This window comes from Psychrobacter proteolyticus, from assembly GCF_038155145.1.
GTDB lineage: Bacteria > Pseudomonadota > Gammaproteobacteria > Pseudomonadales > Moraxellaceae > Psychrobacter > Psychrobacter proteolyticus_B.
Map to the genome: position 1 here is coordinate 176579 of NZ_JBAKAY010000006.1, position 17293 is coordinate 193871.

Genomic DNA, 17293 nt, shown 5'->3' on the forward strand with positions numbered 1-17293 from the left:
GTCATGATTGATAAAAGGCCACTCTTTATAGGGTGGCCTTTTTTATTGGGTGAAATAAAGCTATGCACGGACCGCAAATCTAAATTGATATGCGTGTATAAACCCTCAAACTCTATTGCTTCGTTACGTTACCTTTCTTAATATTTATTAAAGATACTTAAAAGTTAAATGTATTAATATTTAAATGGTTAGATATAACACGTAAACGCACACGATATAGAAACAACTGATTAATAACGATATAGCCAACACAAATTGACGTTACTCATTCTTGTACGACCTCTGAAACTCTTAAGGACTTCTTATGAAAAAATTACTATTTATTGTTTTAGCATCTACTGTTGGCGTTAGCGCCTGCGCATCAAGCGGCACATCAAATGGCGCAAGCGATCGCAACCATCAAAGACCTGCGATGTCAGCGGATATGAAGCAAGCCATGGATGATTGTGCTCAACGAGCTGGCGTGAAAATGTCTAAAGAAAGTCGTCCAAGTCAAAGTGATATGAAAAAACTAGAAGCCTGTATGACTGCAAAAGGGTATAAAAAACCTGAAGGACATGGTCAAGGCCGTCCGCAATAACTAGCATTTTTTAGATGATTGATGATAAAAGGCTACTCTTTAGGGAGTGGCCTTTTTTGTTGGGTTTAATTCAGATTCAGTGCTAATATCATTATTAATATACGAACACCTGTAAGGTAGTTAGCAATGGCAAATGTAGAAAATCTTGAAAAAAAGCTTTTGAAGCTTATCAATAGTAAAGACTCTTTTGCTATTGCCCTGACTGGTGAATGGGGTATTGGTAAGACGCGCTTTTGGAATGACTTCTATGAGGAAAACCATATAAATTTAGGTGTTAACAAATACTCCTATGTTTCTCTTTTCGGTATAGATTCAATAGAAGCGTTGAAATTTGAAATTGCCCTTAGTACTCATGAGACCACTCAGAAAAAAGACTATCTCTCTGGTCTCAAAGGTATCTTTAAAAAGAGCTTGGATGCTATAGACTTACCAAAAATTGAAGGTACAGGTGTCACTTTATCTCTTGGTAAAGGCTTAATTAGCAGTGCTATTACCAGTCTTATTGGAGATACTTTGATTTGCATTGACGATATTGAAAGGCTATCTAAAAACTTAGACATTAAAGATGTGATGGGTTTAGTGAATCATTTAAGCTTAGAAAAAAACTGTAAAGTAGTAGTGATATTACACGAAGGTAAAACAGATAAAGACTTTAGAGAATATAAAGAGAAAGTGTTTGATGAAGTGTTAACTTTAGATAATTCATTATCTATCATTAAAAAGGAAATCGTTACTAATGAGCTTTTTCCTATATATGAAAATTTTTATCAAACTATGGACATCAAAAATATAAGATTTTACCAGCGAGTTGAAAGAACTTTGAAAGCTATACTAGATAATTCAGACGATGACTTATCTTTTACTAGTAAGAAACAGATTTTGGAAGCCCTTTTAATTATACGTATGGCACATGATATGCCTTCTACTTTTGATGATACTATCGATTTTGATTTCTTTGTGAAGTCATTCAGCTCACCTAGAGTCGATGAGCTTCGTGGTTACGACCTTGATCTTACATTCAAATCAGATGAAAACAGATTAGATGATAAGGAAAAAGTTGAAGTAGCAAGAAAATTCAAATTGATGGATGATACTATTTCTCAGTTTTATAGCTACTTTGAGCTTTCAGGCTGGAATAAAATAATAACAAGCTTACTTGTTGATTTAGACACAGAAAGTGAAATTATCGAAGAATTAAGCCTATCCGATACACTCACAGAAATTCAATTAGAAAATGATAGAGAAAAGCAGGAGTTGATGACTGAGTATCGTAATTTAAACTCAGATCAAAGCTTCAATCAGAGACTGTTTGACAATATTAAGGATAGAATAAACAGGGAAGCATTCCCTAATTTAAGCTTCCATTATAATATACTCGAAAGAAATGGTTCTCCTGAGTTAGCCAAGCAATTTGAAGAGTTAGTGAAAAAATATATAGAAGAGAGAGTTAAGAAAGGACCAGAAGAATGGCATATAGAAAATTATTATCTTAAAATTCCAGTACTTCATGATATTTTTTATAACTTCCTTTTGCAAACTATTAGCAATCAAAAGAAGGCATTAGCTCTGAATACTGACGCTAGCACTCTATCCTCAGTTTTTATGAGATTTTGCAAACGTGGAAACATTAGTAAGGATTTTTTTGAAGCTATACAAAATATTGATAAAGAAAATTTCAGTTCTGTTGTTTGGCAACCGCTTGATGGAATAGATAGAATTAGATATATTCGGGAATTGCTAGAACACCCTGCTTTTAATATCGATATTGCTAAATTTGATAATGGAGACAGAATTGATACAGCATCTTGGCATTATAAAAAACTTATAGATACTCCAAAACGCCCACCTCCTTATCAACCATTTATTGTTGAAAAAAAATTGAATGAAGTTAAGCGATGGACTCTAGAGTTACTCCAAGAGAGAATCGAAGAAAAACCGAACAGTAGAGCAGCTGTCGAACATCTTTTAGAACTGACGCATAATTTAGAAAAGATCTAATTTTGATACTGAATAGTTGCCTTGAAATACGGTTTAGCCCCGATTGCAGTGGTTACCCTTGGTTGACCACTACATGGGCAACCAAGATATGGGCAAAAAGCGGGATTACCTCTCTACAAAGACGCCCTAACCTAAACAAACTCCCTCTCAACATTCATCACCCTTGCATCCACCGTACGTTCTATCTTCTCCTCAATCTGACTACATTGCGACTCAACCTCACGTTTTGACAGTCCAACGATCACAAACGTCCATTCGCTCGCGTCATGCCGATCACGCTCCCCGCTTTCACATACCGCGATACTTGGCGTATTGCCAAAGCGCGCGTGCAAGCCGCCCATACGGTGGCGTTTTTCTTTTAGCGAGCCACAACCGAGCAATGAGAACGTCAACGTCAAAATAGCGATATGCATTTTATGCTCCTTGCGATAGGGGTTTACGCTTTATAATAGTAGCATCAAACATAATATCCGATAATGGCTGCGCATCACCATTCAGACCCTTTATAATAGCGTATCAATACCAACCAACATGCGTATCTCACCCATGACCTCTATCAGCTACGTAAAGCAGCAGCGCATTACTCGACTATGCGTGCGCTGCGGATTACTCCTTATGCAGTATGGCGCTGAGTCTGCCGTAGTAGTGGACTTATCCAAGCGCTTGGGGCTTGCCTTGGGGATGAACAGCGTCGAGTGTTCGCTGAACTTTAACGCCATTACCTTGACGACTATCTGTGACGAGCGCTGTATCACTACCACTAGAGACACAATCAATCAGAGCATTAATGTCAATCTCTTGGTACAAATCCAGCAAATCGTCAACAAGACCGAAGCCACTATCGATCACAATGATTTGATTGACCGCACTACCCTTGCCTTTGATGAGTTAGATAAGACCGTATACCCAACGTGGCTCGTCAGTCTGTTTGTTGGTGCGTCTTGTGCGGCGTTTGCTTATCTGAATGGCGGTAGTTGGTCGATTACGGCGGTGACATTCATCGCGGGTATGGTGGCGATGTTTACTCGTATATATCTATCCAAGCACCACTTTAACCCTTTTATCACGGTCATTGTGACTGCTTTTATCGCCTCGCTCATTGGGGCAACGACCTATTATTTTGATATTGGCAATAATGCGGATATCGCTGTTGCCTCCAGTGTACTGCTATTGGTACCTAGCTTTCCTTTGATTAACTCTTTGTCCGATATCCTAAAGGGCTATGTCAATATTGGCGTTGGGCGTGCGGTCTTTACCTATATGCTTACCTTATCCGCGTGCGTCGGTATCGTGATGGCACTGGTTTTACTTCGCATACAGCACTGGGGGTTTTAAGATGTGGTTTATTAAAACCGTCGTACTGTCTTGTATCATTACCCTTGGTTGGACGCTAATGTTTAGCGTACCCAAACGCTATATCTTGCCATGTTTACTGATGACCGCATTTGGCTTTGGATTAAAGACAGCACTCGTTTATCAGCACATTCATATCGTGGTTGCTAGCTTTTTTGGGGCGATGCTTGCCAGCTTTTTGGGCGTGTATTTTTCTAAGAAATATACTCTGCCACCCAAAGCGCTCATCTCGCCCAGTGTCATCTGTATGATGCCCGGTATCGCCGCTTATAAGGCGATGGTCAGCATGGTACAGATTGGTTACTTTGGCTTTTCAGACGAGTTATTTAGCCAAATGATGGTGTACTTATTTGAAGCGTTATTTGTCACCTCAGGATTGGTGCTCGGCTTGTCCATTCCGGGGCTGTTATTTTATAGACGTCGTCCTATTGTATAAGTGGTTATAGGTAGATTTAAATATCTAAATGTCGGGCTTTTCTTAATTAAATACCATTTGTAGTCAAGCGATTCAACACATCTTAACCATAAAAAACTTGTAAGATGGATGATAAGACCCATTACAGTAGAGTCAGAAACAGCACCAATAACAACTTAATAAAGAGACCGTATTATGACCAAACATTATGACTATATCTCTATTGGCGGCGGTAGCGGCGGTATCGCGTCACTCAACCGTGCAGCCAGCTATGGTAAAAAATGCGCCATTATCGAAGCCAATCAATTGGGCGGCACTTGTGTGAATTTGGGCTGTGTGCCCAAAAAAGTAATGTGGTATGGCGCGCAAGTGGCTGAAGCCATCCATAAATATGCACCAGACTATGGTTTTGATGTCGACGTTAAAGGTTTTGACTTCCAAAAGCTGGTACAGAGCCGTCAACAATATATCGAAAACATTCACCGCGCTTATGACAATAACTTGGCCAAAAACGGCGTCGAAGTGATCAAAGGCTTTGCCAAATTCGTCGATACCAATACCGTAGAAGTAAATGGCGAGCTGATTACCGCTGACCATATTTTGATTGCTACGGGCGGTCATCCTATTCAGCCAGATATCAAAGGTGCAGAATACGGCATCGATTCTGATGGCTTCTTTGCCTTAAACCATCTACCAAAACGTGTGGCGATTGTAGGTGCTGGCTATATCGCTGTCGAGATCGCAGGCGTGTTAAACAGTCTGGGTGCCGAAGTGCATTTATATGTACGTAAACACTCGCCACTACGTACGTTTGACCATACTATCGTAGAGACTTTGCTGATAGAAATGGAACAAGCTGGCATTAAGTTGCACACCAACACGGTAATCAGTGAAGTCAGTAAAAATGACGATGATAGTCTCGATTTAACTACCAATGATGGCGGCGAAGACTGTATCGACACTGTCGACTGCTTGATTTGGGCGATTGGTCGCGCGCCATCGACTGATGGAATCAATCTGCAAGTGACAGGGGTCGAGACAACCGAGACGGGCAAAATCAAAGTCGATCAGTTCCAAAACACCAATGTCGATGGTATTTATGCAGTCGGTGATATTATCGAGAATAGCGTAGATCTAACGCCTGTAGCGATTGCCGCAGGTCGCCGCTTATCTGAGCGTCTGTTTAACAATAAGCCCAATGAGCACTTAGACTATACGTTGATACCGACGGTGATTTTTACCCATCCAGCTATCGGTACAATTGGCCTGTCTGAGATCGACGCGGTAGAACGCTATGGCAAAGAAAACATCAAGTGTTATACCTCAAGCTTTACCGATATGTATAGCGCGGTGACTCAGCATCGCCAAAAATGCACCATGAAGCTAGTATGCTTGGGCGATGATGAAAAAGTCATTGGCTTGCATGGTATTGGTTTTGGCGTCGATGAAATGATTCAAGGCTTTGCCGTCGCTATCAAAATGGGCGCAACTAAAGCTGACTTTGATAATACTGTTGCCATTCATCCAACTGGTTCGGAAGAGTTTGTGACGATGCGTTAAGCTCACTGTTTAACGTTTCTCTTATTCTTAGCTATTATAAAAAAGGATGCCATTTGGGCGTCCTTTTTTATTGTCAGTCTTGACGCAAGCATATATTCTCGCATACCTAAAACGTCTTATAACTTTTATATCGCCCTGATGATTACTGTAATTTCTATAATTTATTCGCTTTGAAAAATTTAAAGCAAGGCATACTGACAGCGCAATCCCGATGCTGCTATGATGCGATTAATACTGACCGTTGAGAGATGACTGTGTGGCAGGTGTATCTATTTATATTACCAATTGGGCTTGGCATCATGACCTTGGCAGCAAGCCTATTGTTTTTGTTCGCTTATCTAATGTCGGATGATAATGCCACGCGCTTGCCAGCATTTAACTGGTTCAAGCGCCTAATCATTGTGGCATTTATGCTGCTGAGTATTGGTCTGTTTATGACCTTTGGACATTTTTGGGGTTGAGCTAGATAGAATATTTTTTAATGCTTTTTACTGGGCCAAGTTGATTAGCTGACGATTTTTTCAAGTTCTAATAGCTCCAAATCATCACGCTTTGGCTCGCCATTATTGCCATCGTTTGGAAACGGCATTTTATTGCCATTGAACTGATAACCACGGCGCTGATAGTAAGCCAAAAGCTCAGGACGATGACTTAGTATAGACATAGTCAGACGGCTAGGCTGATTCAGTGACTGTAAGTGGCGATCTGCAAAAGTCTCAGCCGCTTGTAAAATCACGTTGCCGACACCCTTCCCTTGTAGCACAGGATGTACCGCAAACATACCGATATAGGCTTTTTTGTTCGAGGCAGCATCGGTTTTGATATCGACAGCGATACAGCCAAGTATCTCACCCGTTTCTTCTCCATCACGGTCGCCTGTTGTGGTTTTCGGATAGACAAAATAATAGTGGTTAGGGTCATTGATTACAGCAGCAAGCTCCGCTGGTGTGGTTCGAATACCACCGATCAAATCGGCCTCATTGGTCCAACCTGCCGTCTCCCGATAGCAGCAATTCAATAACTGCTCAAGTGAGCCAATATCATCTAATGTCGCTTCACGCAAAAATACCGAATCTTTATTAAAGTGGTCTGTTTTTATATTGCTGTTATTTATATTATTTTCGCTCATATTATAATTTTTCCTTTTCCGTCTATGTATAGTTGCATTCAAATAATTTCGATACAAGAAAACCGAGTGCAAGTTATACATTAGTATACTTAACGAGAATGACGATGTAGCGGATTTATATAGATTTAACTATAAAAAAACTGACTTAGATCACTAAGCCAGTCTAGGGGTATGTCATTAATTAGATTGTGAGGCTTAAAACGAGAGAAATTGTAGATAAACGAGGAAGAAATTGCCGTTAATATGAACATATTTGCAAGATTTCTGATGATGTTTAGCAAAATTTAGCCATTTTAAGACCACTAAATGTATTCATGTGCTAATTGATGACATACCCCAGATACTAATACTTATTGTTTGATAGTACTAGGGCGATAATGCATGCGCTTGCTCAATAATATCAAGACCTGCATTGAGCTGCGCGCGCGTCGGTGCATGACCACGGCGTAATAGCTCAGAGAAGGCAACCAGCTCTTTATCACGTCCAAGCGTACTTGCTGCACTAGCCCGTGTATCCTCGCCTTCATCATCGAAGTAGTATTCGATATAATCAAGCGTATCTGGTATACCAAATAGGATATTGTGAGCTGGTGTCTTGGCATGACCGCTATAGCGTAGGCTCTTGCCGTATTGCATGGTCCAAAAGAAAGGAATACGCGCCTCTAATGAATCGACACTGTCATCATTTAGGATTGCAGCAGCTGTGACCATGCCATGCTGCAGAGCCACACGCCAATGCTCGATACGCATGCGACCCATCTGATTGGTGGCTTTAGCGATATCACCCAGCGCGTAGACGCCATCGCGCAGCTGTAGATGCGCATCGACTTGCACACCATCTGGATCGTTAACTTCGCTCAATATCTCTGTACGTGGAGATACGCCAGTACCCAATATCACGATATCGGCGTCAATATGCTCACCATTCGCCAGCGTGACACCGCCTACATTCGAGAAAGCCTGATTATTATTATCTCCATCCTTGTCCATTTGACGGTCAACCTTAGTAATTTCATTGACGGTTGCGTCAAACACAAAATTGATGCCCTTCTCTTCATGCAATTTAATTAAGGCGTTACTCACCGTTTCAGAGACAATATTGCCCATCACACGGCTACCTTGCCCAATCACTGTAATAGAAGCTGTCGTACCAGCTTGTGCTAATGCCGAAGCGGTCTCCATACCGATAAAACCTGTACCAATGATTACCACGCGCTGATCATGACTGGCCGCTTTAATTAATTTGGCATCACTCATGCTACGTAGCGTATATACGCCATCTATCTCAGCACCTGTAATAGGTGGTAAGTTTGGTTTAGCGCCAGTGGCGACGACCAAGAAGTCTGCAGTTTGTCGCTCGCTGTTCCCATCATTATCCTCTATGACGACGGTCGCTTCATTGGGTAGCACTTCGCTAACCGTTTGGTTGAGGCGTAACTCAATATTGTTATTATCCGCCCAGTCAACACCGCCCAATAGCAGCTTATCCTCGTCCATCTTACCTGCCAAAAACGCTTTGGATAATAAAGGTCGGTTGTAAGGAGCCTTATCCTCTTTACTAATCAACGTAATCTTGCCGCCATAGCCACCCTGACGCAACTGGTCAGCCGTCATAAATCCTGCACCGCCACCACCAACGATAATAGTATGGGTGTCAGTTAATTTGTCATTTTCGACCTGCCCCGTTACCTGAGCTGAGGTATCGACTGTCAAATTATCACCATCATGAGTCAGCTCATACTGGGTCAAACCTTTTGTCGCTATCGGCTCTAATAGGGTTCCATCACGACTATCAAAAGTTGCATGATGCCAAGGACAAACTACCCGATTGCCACAGCGTAATCCATTACCCAAATCCGCACCTGCATGTGGGCACTTACCATCGAATGCACGGAACTCATCGTCATCGCGAGTGATTAAAATGATACTATCGTCTTCTTGCTTATATGATTTCATGCCACCGCTTGGAATATCCGCTTTACTGATGGTGACTGTGTTGATCGTTGCGTCGGTCATAATGCTTCCTTAACAGTTATAATGATGTCTAATGACAGCAGGTTGAAAATGACCGTAACCAACCAGACAAATTCAACTTATCCTATTGTTTTTAATATGCTATGCATTGATAGTAGCAAGAGCGCCTCGCACACGATGTTTTTTTGTATGTTTGCTGCGTTGCAAAACGTAATTATGCAAATTTTCTTTCCGCACTCTTTTTACTTCTAATCATTATTAATAAACAAAATAAAAGACGACCTTATGACTTCTCAAGACAAACAAAACGAAATAACTACTTCTCAAGATAGTTTAGATAGCCAAGCTGCTACTCTTGATCGAACAACTGTTGCTCAACACGCTAATGAACGAACAGCTAGTGAGAAAACAGCCAGTGAGCAAATTGACCTAGCTCATATTGATATTGCCACTATTACAGATACTGCAAATTTGCCACAGCCAAGTTTGCAGCCGATACAGCAAGCGACTTATAAAGCCAATGCGACTGATTTTATCGTTAATGAGCTATTGCCATTAGACTTCACTGGTGAAGGTGAGCATTTATGGCTACATATCGAAAAATCAGGCATGAATACTACTTATCTGGCGAAACTACTGTCAGAGTGGGCAGACATTCCGTTACGTGATGTTGGCTACTCAGGGTTGAAAGATCGTCATGCGTTGACGACCCAGTGGTTTAGTTTGCGCATACCAAAAAAACAATTGCCACCTACTGAGTTTGCACCAGTGGACATCGGCGAAAATGAGACTGTCACTATCCTTGCGCAGCACTGGCACAATAAAAAACTCAATCGCGGTACGCACCGTGCCAATCAGTTTGTTATTACTTTACGTGATATCCAGTTTTCGAGCGCTAGTGACGAAAATGTTGATGACGAAAATAACGTATCACCCGAGCAACTACTATCTGCAAAAGAGGCAGTCGAGCAGCATCTAACGCGCATTGGTGAAAATGGTGTACCCAATTATTTTGGTCCACAGCGTTTTGGTCGTCAGGGTAATAACGTCAGAGAAGCTTTATCACTGTTTGCTCGTCCACCGCGAGAGCCTCGCCCGCAACCAAAAAAGAGCAAACGTAAGCGTGCCCCGCGCGAGCAAAATACGATGGAATTGTCTGCTGCACGTAGCTTGATATTTAATGAGATATTGGCAGCGCGAGTGCGTAATGGCAGCTGGAATACTGGCCTAGCAGGTGAAGTGTTTAATTTAGAGGGCTCAGGATCGATATTCACTAGTGAGACACTAGATGATACGTTGCATGCTCGTATTGACAGTGGAGATATTCACCCAACGGCTGTGCTATGGGGCACAGGTAACGATAAAGTTACTGGTAGCGCTGCAGATTTAGAGACCGAGGTAGTACAACACAGCCCCCTACTTATGCAACTAGCAACTGGATTAGAGCAGCGTGATATTAAGGCGCAAAGACGAGCGCTACGTCTACCGATTGAGGCGTTAAGCTGGGAATGGTCGGACGATCAGACGCTAGTATTAAACTTTACTTTAACTACAGGTAGCTTTGCCACAAGTGTGCTCGCAAGCTTGGTACAGCAGTTGATATCTTGATTGGATGGATGAATGAAACTGGCATCTAAATTGGACTAAACAATAGAATATCAGCCATACCGATAATACTTACACGGTCTTAGTGGCGTGGCTGATCGTTAATAAATTAATGGCTAGCGGCTCTTATAAAGCGATTGTTTACCGCCTTCTTTTTCGGCCCACATCTCATTTGCACTGACAACTTGATTGCGACCACGGTGCTTAGCTTCATATAAGGCTTTATCCGCTATGCTAATAAGTCGTTGGCAGATATCACTAGGCAGCTTTTGCATTGAGGCGATTTTGCTTTCCGCGCGCTGAGTAGCAATTGGCTTGATAAGAGGTGACGTTTGAGCGACAGTCTTTTGCTGTGTGATCGTTTTGTAGCCTTGCGCGATACAATCTCGCTCTTCATGAGTTAAGGTATACAACCCAAAGCTTGCTGTCACATTAAAATCAGCCAGACCTTCAATCTTCATGACATGCTCAGCAATATTTAGCCGTAATTGCTCAGCTATCACCATAGCACTATCATGCTTCGTGTCTGGTAGTACAACCAAAAACTCTTCGCCGCCGTAACGACTGATGATTGACTCATCTGTTAACGACTGCGATAGCGTCTGCGATATTTCAATCAGAACCTGATCACCTACGTCGTGACCATAATTATCATTAATCTGTTTGAACCAATCTAAATCTAACAGCATGACGCTTAAGTCTTGATATTCTCTCACCGTTGCCAAGGCATACTTCATCTTTTTCAGACCGTAGCGGCGATTTTTAAGCTGAGTAAGCTCGTCCTGATTGGCATGTAGAAGGGTCTCAAACCGACTATCATCTAATACCAATAGCAAAGCACGGAACATATAAACAATAAAAATCGCTTTTGGTAGCGCTAAATATAAATGCGTCGACCGCCAAAAAAATGCGGATGAACGCTGTAGCTCGTTGATACTATCCCAATTTAAGACGTTGTTCTCAAAAGCCAACGCAGCAACCGCATTTTCAGCAGCCATAATCTCGTTGTAAGTTAGATAGTTATGACTTTCAAGCATGGGATGAATAACAGTCAATTGGCGTAAATTAGGCAGACTGATACCAAAGTAAGGCGACATGATCGCTAATAGCATCAAGATAATATGCAGCCAAAACATGCGCCAAGCATAGCGGCGCTTAATCAGCATCATGCCAAGCATAGCACCGCCGACGAGCGACACGCCTGCAAACAAACTGCTATACCCTATCATCACAATAACAGTAGAAATGTAAGCAGTGTAAACCAAAACCAAAGCTATCTGCCATCTGCTTAAAACAATGTCATTATCATTGCTTGAGTGAAATAAACCTTTGACCATGCACAAAAAGAACAAACCGACAAAGCTAATTCCAAGCCATAATGGATATAAATAATGTATGTTCACATAGGTGTTTAACGCATCTTGCTGCCACCAGACATACAAGCACCAGAACCAATGCAATGACACTTCTAACACGATAAATAAGGCCATCAGCGATGTTCGGTCAGCAGCCTGCCACTCAAAAATCATTTGAGAGATTTTGTTGTAACCTAGATGGGATATCGATACAGCCATAGAAGGGCTACCGCAGAGAGTGTAAATACATTAAAAGGTATAAATGCGTTGAATACATAAGCGCTAAAATCAAAGCCAAAGCATACTATTCGCTCTGAAACTTTCATATCAAGTGTTACAAGTTCTAGCCTTATTATCAATCTATTTTACGCATTTATTTCCCAATAATGTCTCTATGAATGTAATTATGTTTACGTACATATTTCAGGCCTCATTAGTTATAATAAATGAGGCCCTATCACGATTGGAAGTAACCTTATTAGAGGCAACTGTAAAAAGGTAAATCCTGCTCATTAAGCAAGCGTTGCAAAAGACTCCCAAACCCCTTGCTGATCATCATTTAAAGTAGGAACATCGCCCAAACGTCGCCAAGGCATGTTACTACCATGAAAGTCACTACCAATAGATGCCGAAAGACCATGCTCAGCAATGCTACGGTCGACCATTCTGCGAGTACTAATTGGCTCACTAGTGGCTGGTAGTTCACAAGCATCTCCGCCAAGCTGCGCAAACTCTTCGATCAGTTTACGCACGCGTGTCGCTGATAGTTGATATCGCGTGGGATGTGCGAGCACCGCTTTGCCGCCGCAAGCATGAATCAGCTCGATACCATGCTGCATCGTCAATGCCTCGATTGCTACATAAGCAGGTTTGTTATCTGCTAGGTACTTATCAAAGGCTTTTTGAACGGTTTTGACTTCACCTCGCTCAAACAATACCTGTCCAATATGGGCGCGGCCGACTGCTTGAGGGTTACCGCCTGCTTTATCGAGCACTGCTTGCCATAGCTCATCATAATTAATATCTAATAGCTCACTCAATTTTTCAGCGATACGCTGACCACGAGTGGCTCGACTGTCTTGCAGTTGCTGCAACGTTGCATGCATTTTTTCGCGATCAGTAAAGTCCAGTCCAAGTACGTGAATAATTTTATTGGTGGATTTATTCTTTCCGTAACCACCGCTTAACGTATGTTCACAGCTGATTTCAACGCCATTAATAATCTGCATATCGCAGGCACTGGCAGCGTCTCTTGCCTCATCAATCCCTGCCAGCGTGTCATGGTCAGTCAATGCCAATACGTTGATGCCCGCTGCATGGGCACGCTGTATGACCTCGGTCGGTGCGTAGGTACCATCTGAACAAGTACTATGGCAATGTAAGTCGATTTTCATAAGCTGAGCCTTAAAGTGTTAAATAAAATAGAAGTAGAATAAAAGCTAGTGAGCAAACAGTCATTGTTACGATTATGAGTATTGTGATTTGTCTTGCTCATTCTGTAGATTTATCAGTTATCGGTGCTGTATTCGTGTTTATATTTGGCCAGTGACATGGTCATCAGGCGCAATAAGAAAGTATTACTCTGTAGGTTGCGTATATCGCATGATTATCGTGTTGATTGCTTTTTTTTGGTGCAGTAGACGTGTAAACTACCCCATACGTTTTTGTTGGACATACCCTTTGCTATGAAAGCATTATTAGACTTTATTCCCTTAATTGCCTTTTTTATCGCGGCGCGTTATAACGGTATTTTAGCAGCGGCAGGGGCTTTGCTCATCGCCACTATTATCGTTTACGCCATTCATTTCATTCGTCAAAAAGGTAAGTTTGATAAGCAGCAGTGGGTTGTCTTATTATTAACGATTTTATTCTGCGGCGGCACATTACTGCTGCGTGATGATATTTATCTGCGCTGGAAGTCGCCCATTATCAATGGTATTTTTGCATTGACGCTATTCGTCAGTGCCGCTATTAATAAGCCATTGATGCAGCTTGCTATGAAAGAGGTATTTACCCTTAAGCTTAGCGGCTGGAAAAAACTGACCGTTGCTTGGGCACTGTTTTTTGCCCTAATGGCTGTACTACATTATATCACAGCGTTCACAATGTCAGATGAAGCATGGATCAACTTTAAGACCTATGGCTGGATTCCGATTATGCTGGTGTTTGTCGTGGCTCAATTTGCCGTGTTGAAAAAGCATCTCAACCCTGCCCTAACAGACAAAGCCACTAAATAGTTTCTGTTGCCTTGTCATAGCAGCAGTCACTTTGTCGCTATGACGTTTATACTAAGCCCACATAAGCTCATCATTACTTTTTTATTATTCACTAAGGAAGTCTCATGTCTTTATTTGCAATCATTGGTCATGACGTGGCTAATAGCAGTGCACAACGTCTGATTACTCGTACTGAACATATTGAACGCTTAAAAGCACTGCATCAACAAGGCCGTCTTGTTATCGCAGGGCCAACGCCTATCGAGCATGGCAAGAGTGATATGTCAGGCAGCTTAATCATTGCAGATTTTGACTCTATCGAAGCGGCTCAAGCATGGGCAAACGATGAGCCTTACTTACGTGATGGCGTGTATAGTCATGTCGATATCAAACCATTTGTTCAAGCATTGCCAGCACCAACTGATAGCAACAATCAAGTAGCTGCATCGTGATTCAGAGAGTCTCTTTTTCACCTACCTGCTTCTACAAAAATGCCCTGATTGGTCTCATGTTAGTGACAGCCGTTTCGGCGCAAGCTGCACCTGCTGCGCCCATAACACCTGCTGTCGATGCAACCGATCCGACAGCAGTGCTGCCGTTGACTGGTCCAGGAGCGGCGCGCGCTTTGCCAACGAAAAACTCAGCGCTAGATATCAATGATACTTTGGCGGCACAGTTGCAACCATCTACTAAAGCATTGTCAGCTGCCAATCAAGAACTGCTCAGCCGTAATGCACAATTACAGCGCCAAGTGAACGATTTACAGACTCAAGTAAATGTCTTGGTTTACGAAAGTAAAGGACAATTGTTTCTATACGGTGCGTTTACCGTTTTGATCAGTCTATTAGTCGGTATTTTTGTCTCGTGGTTAGTATTTGTCCGCCGTGAGCGCTGGTAGCATATAGTGTGCTCGCACTGACTTGCATTACTCTACTTCGCTGTGTCTGACCAAATGTCGATATCATTGATCCGTCACTGCTGATCGTTGAGCTTCCGTTTCTGATATTTCTAAGAAGTGCCTCATGTCTACCGCTAACCATCAAAACCCTGAACACTTAAACGTTATCACGCCTGCCAAGATTGACTGGCAAACGGATGATACTGGCAATATGGTGCCAGTATCAGGTGAGTTTGGGGATGTGTATTTTTCTCATGCGGATGGTTTGGCAGAGACGCGTCATGTGTTTCTAGAGCATAATCAGTTACCAGAACGTTTAGCACACCTGGCACCAAAGCAATGCTTTACGATTGCTGAGCTAGGCTTTGGAACTGGGCTTAATCTACTAGCAACGTGGCAATTGTGGCGACAATTACGTGAAACCAATCCGCAATTAGCAACGGCTCGCCTGCACTTCATTACTACTGAAAAGTTTCCTATACCGCTAGCAGATTTGACGCAGATACTTGCGCTATGGGGTGAGCGTGCGCCTGAGCTAATGGCATTTATTGAGCCACTTTTGGCTGCATATCCGCCCCTGATTGCAGGCTGTCATCGTTTAAGTTTTTCTTATGATAACTTAACTGTCGATATGTGGCTTGGTGATGCAGCACAAAGTCTAAGCAAGCTGGCATTAGACCACTTTAACCAGCATACGCCTTATATTGATGCTTGGTTTTTAGATGGTTTTGCACCTTCTTGCAACAGTACTTTGTGGGCTGATAGTATCTTTGCACAAATGCAGCGTCTATCACGCCCTGATACTACTGCCGCTACTTATAGCTGTGCAGGTATCGTCAAGCGTGGACTAAGAGAGCATGGCTTTCAAATTAAAAAAGTCAGAGGTTTTGGTCGAAAGCGAGAAATGCTAACGGCCATTATGACCAATACAGAAAGTAGTGACCTCGCTAACGATAATAAAAGTTGTAATAATAAAAGCCACGAGGCGAAGCAGGAAACGACTGATAGCACATTCGATAATACTGTCGTCATTGGTGCAGGCGTCTCAGGGTTGCTCACAGCTTGGTCGCTTGCCAATCGCGGTATTACTGTCACCTTATTAGATAAATCAGCGCCCTTAGCAGGCGCATCAGGCAATCCTAGAGCATTACTTGCGCCCAAAATGACGCCGATTCACCATGTCGATGAGCATCTGCATACCATCGGTTATTTATATAGTGGCAGGCTATATAGAGACCTTAATCAAACAGCCGTACAGCTTAATACAGCACCGGTACTTGAACTGACTGGCGCCCTTGATTTGCTTATAAAAACTAATATCGGTACGGAACAAATTGCCGACTATCCTGATGAAATGGCGACCACTCTATCGCATGAGCAAGCACAGGTTACTAGTGGCCTAAAAGAGCAAGATTTATCAGAGAACTTGTACTTACCTCAGTCTGGTCTAGTCAATCCACAAGCACTAAAAGACATCATACTGACTCATCCGCTCATTCACTTCCAGCAGTTAGAAGTGACTAAAATCAACGAGACTGAGCAGCAAGTTCGTATCGAAGGTATCGATGGAAACCGTAATCCTGTCACTATGACTGCTGATAATATCGTCATTTGCGCAGCTTTTGAGAGTCATCAATTGGATGAGCGTGTTTTTGATTGCCGTAAAATTCGTGGGCAGCTGTCTTGGTTTACGCCTACGGTTGAGCAACTTGCAAAACTGCCTAAAATACCACTTAAATATAGTGGTTACTGTACGCCATTTACTGCCCAAGCAGATGACGGACAATTAAACGATGTTATAGAGTGCAGCCCTCAGTTTCTACTAGGGGCGAGCTTTATACGTAATGATACGGACACGGATATTCGTGAGGAAGAGCATCAGATTAGCCGTGACAAGCTGGTCACTGCCATTCCTGAGTTAGCGTCGGTTGTGCCGACAAATATAAGTGGATGGCAAGGACGTGCTGGCATACGTACCCAAACACCTGACTATCACCCTATCGTGGGACAATTAATAGATAGCGAACGGGTTTGGGTAATGAGTGCGATGGGTGCTAAAGGCTATGCCATTGCACCACTATGCGCTGAAGCGTTAGTAGATATGATGCTAGGCTCGTTTACACCTCTATCAACCGCGATGCTAGCACGCCTATCACCAAATCGTACACGTTTGCAGACGCCACTTACTTAATTATTTATTTTAGTGGAAA

16 protein-coding genes are annotated in these 17293 nt (G+C 42.4%); 11 read left to right on the top strand and 5 right to left on the bottom strand.

Going from position 1 to position 17293, the window contains the following annotated elements:
* Window positions 1–304: 304 nt before the first annotated feature.
* Window positions 305–580 carry a hypothetical protein gene (locus V6252_RS09375; RefSeq protein WP_201573083.1) on the top strand — a complete coding sequence of 92 codons (276 nt, stop codon included), beginning with the start codon at window positions 305–307 and terminating at the stop codon, window positions 578–580.
* A 126-nt stretch (window positions 581–706) separates the two neighbouring features.
* On the top strand, window positions 707–2578 hold the full coding sequence (locus tag V6252_RS09380) for a P-loop NTPase fold protein (protein WP_341610207.1): 1872 nt from the start codon (window positions 707–709) through the stop codon (window positions 2576–2578).
* Window positions 2579–2709: 131 nt separating this feature from the next.
* On the opposite strand, the gene V6252_RS09385 is transcribed toward V6252_RS09380, so the two are convergent.
* Window positions 2710–2991, bottom strand: coding sequence for a DUF503 domain-containing protein (locus V6252_RS09385; RefSeq protein WP_341610208.1), 282 nt, complete (start codon window positions 2989–2991; stop codon window positions 2710–2712).
* 133 nt (window positions 2992–3124) lie between these two features.
* On the opposite strand from V6252_RS09385, the gene V6252_RS09390 reads away from it, so the two are divergent.
* The 4 genes from V6252_RS09390 to V6252_RS09405 all read left to right on the top strand — a co-directional run bounded on the left by V6252_RS09390 (window position 3125) and on the right by V6252_RS09405 (window position 6367).
* Window positions 3125–3913 carry a threonine/serine exporter family protein gene (locus V6252_RS09390; RefSeq protein ID WP_341610277.1) on the top strand — a complete coding sequence of 263 codons (789 nt, stop codon included), beginning with the start codon at window positions 3125–3127 and terminating at the stop codon, window positions 3911–3913.
* 1 nt (window position 3914) lies between these two features.
* A complete protein-coding gene (locus V6252_RS09395; protein ID WP_160022269.1) occupies window positions 3915–4367 on the top strand; it encodes a threonine/serine exporter family protein in 453 nt (150 codons plus the stop codon).
* Window positions 4368–4541: 174 nt separating this feature from the next.
* Window positions 4542–5906, top strand: a complete 1365-nt coding sequence (gene gorA, locus V6252_RS09400) for a glutathione-disulfide reductase (protein ID WP_341610209.1) — start codon at window positions 4542–4544, stop codon at window positions 5904–5906.
* Window positions 5907–6205: 299 nt separating this feature from the next.
* Window positions 6206–6367 carry a hypothetical protein gene (locus V6252_RS09405; RefSeq protein ID WP_227511163.1) on the top strand — a complete coding sequence of 54 codons (162 nt, stop codon included), beginning with the start codon at window positions 6206–6208 and terminating at the stop codon, window positions 6365–6367.
* Between the two features lie 44 nt (window positions 6368–6411).
* On the opposite strand, the gene V6252_RS09410 is transcribed toward V6252_RS09405, so the two are convergent.
* Window positions 6412–7035, bottom strand: coding sequence for a GNAT family N-acetyltransferase (locus tag V6252_RS09410; protein ID WP_341610211.1), 624 nt, complete (start codon window positions 7033–7035; stop codon window positions 6412–6414).
* Between the two features lie 366 nt (window positions 7036–7401).
* Window positions 7402–9051, bottom strand: a complete 1650-nt coding sequence (locus V6252_RS09415; RefSeq protein WP_341610212.1) for an FAD-dependent oxidoreductase — start codon at window positions 9049–9051, stop codon at window positions 7402–7404.
* A 243-nt stretch (window positions 9052–9294) separates the two neighbouring features.
* On the opposite strand from V6252_RS09415, the gene truD reads away from it, so the two are divergent.
* A complete protein-coding gene (gene truD / locus V6252_RS09420) occupies window positions 9295–10617 on the top strand; it encodes a tRNA pseudouridine(13) synthase TruD (protein ID WP_341610213.1) in 1323 nt (440 codons plus the stop codon).
* A 113-nt stretch (window positions 10618–10730) separates the two neighbouring features.
* Here the strand turns inward: truD and V6252_RS09425 are convergent, their stop codons facing one another.
* Window positions 10731–12188: a GGDEF domain-containing protein gene (locus V6252_RS09425; protein WP_341610214.1), complete on the bottom strand. Its 1458-nt coding sequence runs from the start codon at window positions 12186–12188 to the stop codon at window positions 10731–10733.
* A 293-nt stretch (window positions 12189–12481) separates the two neighbouring features.
* Window positions 12482–13363, bottom strand: coding sequence for a PHP domain-containing protein (locus V6252_RS09430; RefSeq protein WP_201568783.1), 882 nt, complete (start codon window positions 13361–13363; stop codon window positions 12482–12484).
* A gap of 291 nt (window positions 13364–13654) precedes the next feature.
* Here V6252_RS09430 and ispZ point away from each other — a divergent pair, with 291 nt between their 5' ends.
* The 4 genes from ispZ (at window position 13655) to mnmC (ending at window position 17274) form a co-directional block, all read left to right on the top strand.
* Window positions 13655–14206 (top strand): septation protein IspZ, encoded by a 552-nt coding sequence (gene ispZ, locus V6252_RS09435; RefSeq protein ID WP_341610215.1) that lies wholly within the window; start codon window positions 13655–13657, stop codon window positions 14204–14206.
* Window positions 14207–14310: 104 nt separating this feature from the next.
* A complete protein-coding gene (locus V6252_RS09440; protein ID WP_102092803.1) occupies window positions 14311–14637 on the top strand; it encodes a YciI family protein in 327 nt (108 codons plus the stop codon).
* Window positions 14638–14693: 56 nt separating this feature from the next.
* Window positions 14694–15083 carry a hypothetical protein gene (locus V6252_RS09445; protein WP_341610216.1) on the top strand — a complete coding sequence of 130 codons (390 nt, stop codon included), beginning with the start codon at window positions 14694–14696 and terminating at the stop codon, window positions 15081–15083.
* Window positions 15084–15207: 124 nt separating this feature from the next.
* Window positions 15208–17274: an FAD-dependent 5-carboxymethylaminomethyl-2-thiouridine(34) oxidoreductase MnmC gene (gene mnmC / locus V6252_RS09450; protein WP_341610217.1), complete on the top strand. Its 2067-nt coding sequence runs from the start codon at window positions 15208–15210 to the stop codon at window positions 17272–17274.
* Window positions 17275–17293 lie beyond the last annotated feature (19 nt).